The sequence below is a fragment of the Methanocalculus sp. genome, assembly GCF_030651615.1.
Lineage (GTDB): Archaea > Halobacteriota > Methanomicrobia > Methanomicrobiales > Methanocorpusculaceae > Methanocalculus.
The window spans coordinates 1-4435 of record NZ_JAUSCG010000182.1; the positions used below are offsets into that span (position 1 = coordinate 1).

At 46.3% G+C, this 4435-nt stretch carries 6 protein-coding genes and 1 tRNA gene; 6 read left to right on the forward strand and 1 reads right to left on the reverse strand.

The genetic code is table 11. From position 1 onward, the window contains the following. From Q7V06_RS07850 to Q7V06_RS07875, 6 genes are all read left to right on the forward strand, one after another. A partial coding sequence (locus Q7V06_RS07850; RefSeq protein WP_304840307.1) for an RlmE family RNA methyltransferase occupies positions 1–601 on the forward strand: 601 nt, incomplete at its 5' end. Beyond that, positions 582–1466: a GTP 3',8-cyclase MoaA gene (gene moaA / locus Q7V06_RS07855; protein WP_304840309.1), complete on the forward strand. Its 885-nt coding sequence runs from the start codon at positions 582–584 to the stop codon at positions 1464–1466. The genes Q7V06_RS07850 and moaA, both read left to right, overlap by 20 nt. 51 nt (positions 1467–1517) lie before the next feature. Next, on the forward strand, positions 1518–2024 hold the full coding sequence (locus tag Q7V06_RS07860) for a hypothetical protein (RefSeq protein WP_304840311.1): 507 nt from the start codon (positions 1518–1520) through the stop codon (positions 2022–2024). A 14-nt stretch (positions 2025–2038) separates the two neighbouring features. Continuing rightward, a complete protein-coding gene (locus Q7V06_RS07865; RefSeq protein ID WP_304840313.1) occupies positions 2039–3208 on the forward strand; it encodes an ArgE/DapE family deacylase in 1170 nt (389 codons plus the stop codon). A gap of 53 nt (positions 3209–3261) precedes the next feature. Beyond that, a complete protein-coding gene (locus Q7V06_RS07870; protein ID WP_304840315.1) occupies positions 3262–3933 on the forward strand; it encodes a hypothetical protein in 672 nt (223 codons plus the stop codon). Between the two features lie 53 nt (positions 3934–3986). Beyond that, positions 3987–4058 (forward strand) — tRNA-Arg (locus tag Q7V06_RS07875). Between the two features lie 145 nt (positions 4059–4203). On the opposite strand, the gene Q7V06_RS07880 is transcribed toward Q7V06_RS07875, so the two are convergent. Beyond that, positions 4204–4435, reverse strand: a 232-nt coding sequence (locus Q7V06_RS07880) for a hypothetical protein (RefSeq protein ID WP_304840317.1), incomplete at its 5' end; no start/stop codon positions are given.

Genomic DNA, 4435 nt, shown 5'->3' on the forward strand with positions numbered 1-4435 from the left:
TTCACAATGGTCACGCGATCCAATTTACAGAAGTGCAAAAGGCGAAGGGTACCGTTCTCGTGCAGCGTATAAACTGCTTGAGATCAATTCCAAGTTCGAAATATTCAGACCAACAGATACGGTCGTAGACCTCGGGGCTGCTCCGGGTAGCTGGCTGCAGGTAGTGAGGAGTCTCACTGAAGGGACGATTGTCGGTGTTGATCTCAATCCTATCCCACCTCTTGAGGGTGTTGTAACGATCACAGGGGACTTCACCAACCCACTTGTTCAGTCTGAGATCAGAAAGATCGTTGATCTGGTCAGTGTCGTCATCTGTGATGCATCACCAAAGATCTCTGGTAAGAAGTGTTACGATCAGGCGCGCACCATTGACCTGAATGAACAGGCCCTCGCATTTGCAAAGTCGATCCTGAAACAGGGTGGTAACTTCGTCGTAAAGACATTTCAGGGTGAGTTGTTCAACGACTTTCTGAAAGAGGTGCGGGAGCACTTTTACTCGGTTCGGGTCTATCACGCACAGGCTACACGTAAAGGCAGTACTGAGACATATATAATTGCTAAAAACTATATTCATAAAAGAGATGAAGCCAGCACTGATTGATCCGTATGGGCGTCAGGTGACGAATGTCCGGATCTCCCTGACACCATCCTGTAACCTCAACTGCATCTACTGCCATGCCGAGGGAGAAGAGCAGCCGAAAGATCAGATGAGTACAGATGAGATCAGGACTATCATTGATGCTGTCTGCCGTTTTCCGATCAGGAGTATCAAGTTCACCGGTGGAGAACCGACACTCCGTGACGATCTCGTCGAGATAATCCGTTCTGTTCCTTCACATGTTGAGTCTTCAATGACAACGAATGGTACTCTCCTTGCAGATATCGCCGATGATCTCAAGGGTGCAGGGCTCTCAAGGGTGAATATCAGTCTTGATACGCTCAGGCATGATCGCTATAAGGAGATCACCGGGAAAGATCTCCTCAGTGATGTCCTTGCCGGTATTGATGCTTCTCTTGATGCCGGTCTTACTCCTGTCAAATTAAATATGGTCCTTTTGAAGGGTATAAACGAGGATGAGCTTGCGGCTTTCTTCGATTATGTCAGGGGTAACCGGAATCTCATCCTCCAGATTATTGAGCTGATGGAGTTTAACGAATGCTACTCCCATGCAGATGTAAATGGTCTTGAACAAAAGATTGCATCCCAGGCAACCGAGATAGTAACACGGCGGATGCACCACCGGAAGAAGTATTGTATCGATGGAGCCGAGGTCGAGGTGGTGCGGCCTCTCCATAATACTGACTTTTGTGGTCATTGCAACAGGCTGCGAATAACATCAGATGGTAAACTCAAACCCTGTCTTCTCAGAAATGATAATGTCGTTGATATCAGAGGAAAGAGTGGGACCGAACTTGATGATATGATCCTCCATGCCGTGAGTCTTAGGCAACCATTTTATGAATAAAAAGATGCAGTTATAGCAACCCTTTTTTCCCTCCCCTTCTCATATTCCCCTATGATGGAGAAGAATGAATATTCACGAGAGCTCGAGTATCTCTATTCAAAGTCTCTCGTCCTCGAATCGGTCTCAGAATTTCATCCGGTTCTCTGGTTTCACTGGTTGGATGCGATAGCCCATATAGATTATACTCTGAGCGTCTCAGGGTATAGTTTTGAGTCGCCCCGATCCCTGATGGCGGGTGAGTATATGAGATGGAGAATTGATGAGGAGAAGAAAGGGGACCGTCCTCTGTTTAAACCATTTATAAACTGGTTGAAAGAGAATCACTCAGGTGTATATGGAAAGATGCCAGCACTCTGGCAGGGAATATACAGTAATGATGATCCTGCCCAGTACCGGAGTTTCCGGATTGTGCTTGATCCCGCTGTTACAAAACCTATTCCCGCACATGTCTTTCATGCCATGATCGATGACTTCTTCCAAAAGGATCTCCTGAAGAGCATCTATCAGGGAGCTTCATTGTCTACACTATTTGAGTCATTTAAGGCAGAAAACCTGTGATTAAGGATACCATTATGGATCCGGTACAGATTTGTTCAGATCTCATCAAGATCAATAGTGACAACCCGCCGGGGATCACAACAGAGGTGATCGAGTACATCAGTGATATCCTCAGTACCCTTGGTATTGCAACGGATATCATTGAGAATGTTCCGGGTCACTGCAACCTAATTTCACGTGAACAAGGCCATCCTCTCCTTCTATGCGGTCATGTGGATGTCGTTCCGGCACTTGATGACGGGTGGCAGCACCCCCCACATTCGGGAATTATCGATGAGTCATATGTCTGGGGGCGGGGGAGCACCGACATGAAAGGTGGTTGTGCATCAATCCTTTCAGCCGTTGCTTCACTCGTTGATGATGGGATCGATCCATTAGTAAGCCTTGCATTCGTCTGCGATGAAGAGGTGGGCGGCCCAAATGGCATCCATCATCTTCTTCAGAAAGAATTAATAATGCCGTCTGATTGTATTGTTGCTGAACCGACGCCTGCAATAGCACCATGTATTGGTCAGAAAGGCCTCTGCAGATTTATGATGAATTTTACCGGAACTCCCGGCCATAGTTCACTGTACCCCTGCATCGGTGAAAGCGCAATCATGGAAGCTGTGGAGTTTCTGAATTTTCTTAAATCTGTTCATAAACGAGAGTTTCCAGTCGATCCCTCTATGAGCAGGATCATCGATCACTCAGAGAAGGTTCTTGAGGAGATCTTCGGCCCAAAAGATCTACGATCCGTTCTGACAAAGATCATGTATAATCCCGGTGTCATCTCCGGTGGTGAGAAAGCAAATATTGTTGCACAGAAATGCCGGCTTGAGGTGGATCTTCGTCTTCCCTGGGGATGTGATGCTCATCAGCTCCTTACAGAGATTAAAACTCATGCCCGGAATGCTGAGATAATTCCATCCAGTATCTGGAATCCCTCACTGACTCCCCCGGATTCAGATATTGTCAGAAGAGTATGTGCTGAGATTGACCGGATGTACAGCATATCATCAGAGCCGATTGTCCAGTGGGCTGCAAGTGATGCGCGGTCACTTCGGAAGAAAGGTTTTGATGTGGTCGAGTATGGGCCTGGAGATATAAGGACTCTTCATGCAGTTGATGAGCGTGTATCACATGATGATCTCAGGAGAGCAACTGAGATCTACAAGGGTGTAATCCTCTCATATCAGGGTTGATATCTCTGAAATACCTTCTTTGCTTTTATACTATGAGTTGCTATTCTTGATTGATGCAACACCGATACTGGAGCTTGATCCTTCTGGTCAGTATTCTCCTGTCATTAACAGCAGGGTGTACTGCCCCTCCTCCGATGGTCGATGATATGCCGATCGATATACCTGATTTAAGCTCCCCCGCAACCCCCACTCCGGTTGTAACGGTCCAGCCGGTCTCAACACCGATAGTATTTCTCGATCCGTCTGTCGTATCCACTGCAACACCCTACCCCACTGTGACACCAGGGATTGAGCCTGTTCGGACTCAAGTACCTATCATCTCTCCCGAGATACCGTCACGGTACGTACCGATCTATTCTCAGACCATTCAGTTTCGGTATAATGAAGTTGCAGTGATTGTTGATGTATATCAGGCACCGTTGATCATCACTACTTATATCAACCCGATAACAATACGCCGAACAATTGCTGGAACCAGCCAATTCGGTGGGAAAGAGGATTTCTCTGTTGTTGTTAGCAGAGTCTCGGAGAATGCATGGTATGAATGTACTGTCCGGAATATTGATACGAAAGAGATCGTTGCAAAAGATGGGTATGGACGGAGTTATAGTACTGATCCGATCCGAGAGATTACGATTCGGAGGCCTGGTATGTATCATATCACCTTTGGTGGAAATATGGTCGAGGCTCGCATCAATATGACATTACCCGAGAGGTCTGTGTGATAATCAATACCTATTTAACAAAGGATCACATATAGTGTAGAGCACCTTTGCGGGTCCCGGTAGGGTAGTGGATATCCTAGAAGCCTGCGGAGCTTTTGACCCGGGTTCAAGTCCCGGCCGGGGCGTATCTCCCTTTTTGATTATTTTCAGAACAAATTCATATATTATATGACAGAAGAACGTTCTGTTATATCCCATGAAGGACTGCCCCATACAGATCTGAGGTTAACCGAGAGATAGGTATCAGTTGTGTGCATGGTGTAGGGAACCTCAAAGACTATGATACTCTGTCAACTCTCTCCCCTGCTGAGCATTGTCATCTGATACATCTCTCCAAATGATGTACATCTCTCTGTTTTGTAATGGTGTAAATGTCTCTCCACCCCCAAGATGGCTGAATGCAGAAGGCTGAGGTGTCTGGATTGTGTATTGTTTTCCATCAGGATTACCGCGGTGTGTCACCTGAATAGTACTAATAATGAATAATTTTTTATAATCTTTT

Coding starts and splice junctions, on each gene's coding strand:
- Q7V06_RS07860 (WP_304840311.1), top strand. CDS start 1,518: ATGATGGAGAAGAATGAATATTCACGAGAGCTCGAGTATCTCTATTCA.
- Q7V06_RS07865 (WP_304840313.1), top strand. CDS start 2,039: ATGGATCCGGTACAGATTTGTTCAGATCTCATCAAGATCAATAGTGAC.
- Q7V06_RS07870 (WP_304840315.1), top strand. CDS start 3,262: ATGCAACACCGATACTGGAGCTTGATCCTTCTGGTCAGTATTCTCCTG.
- moaA (WP_304840309.1), top strand. CDS start 582: ATGAAGCCAGCACTGATTGATCCGTATGGGCGTCAGGTGACGAATGTC.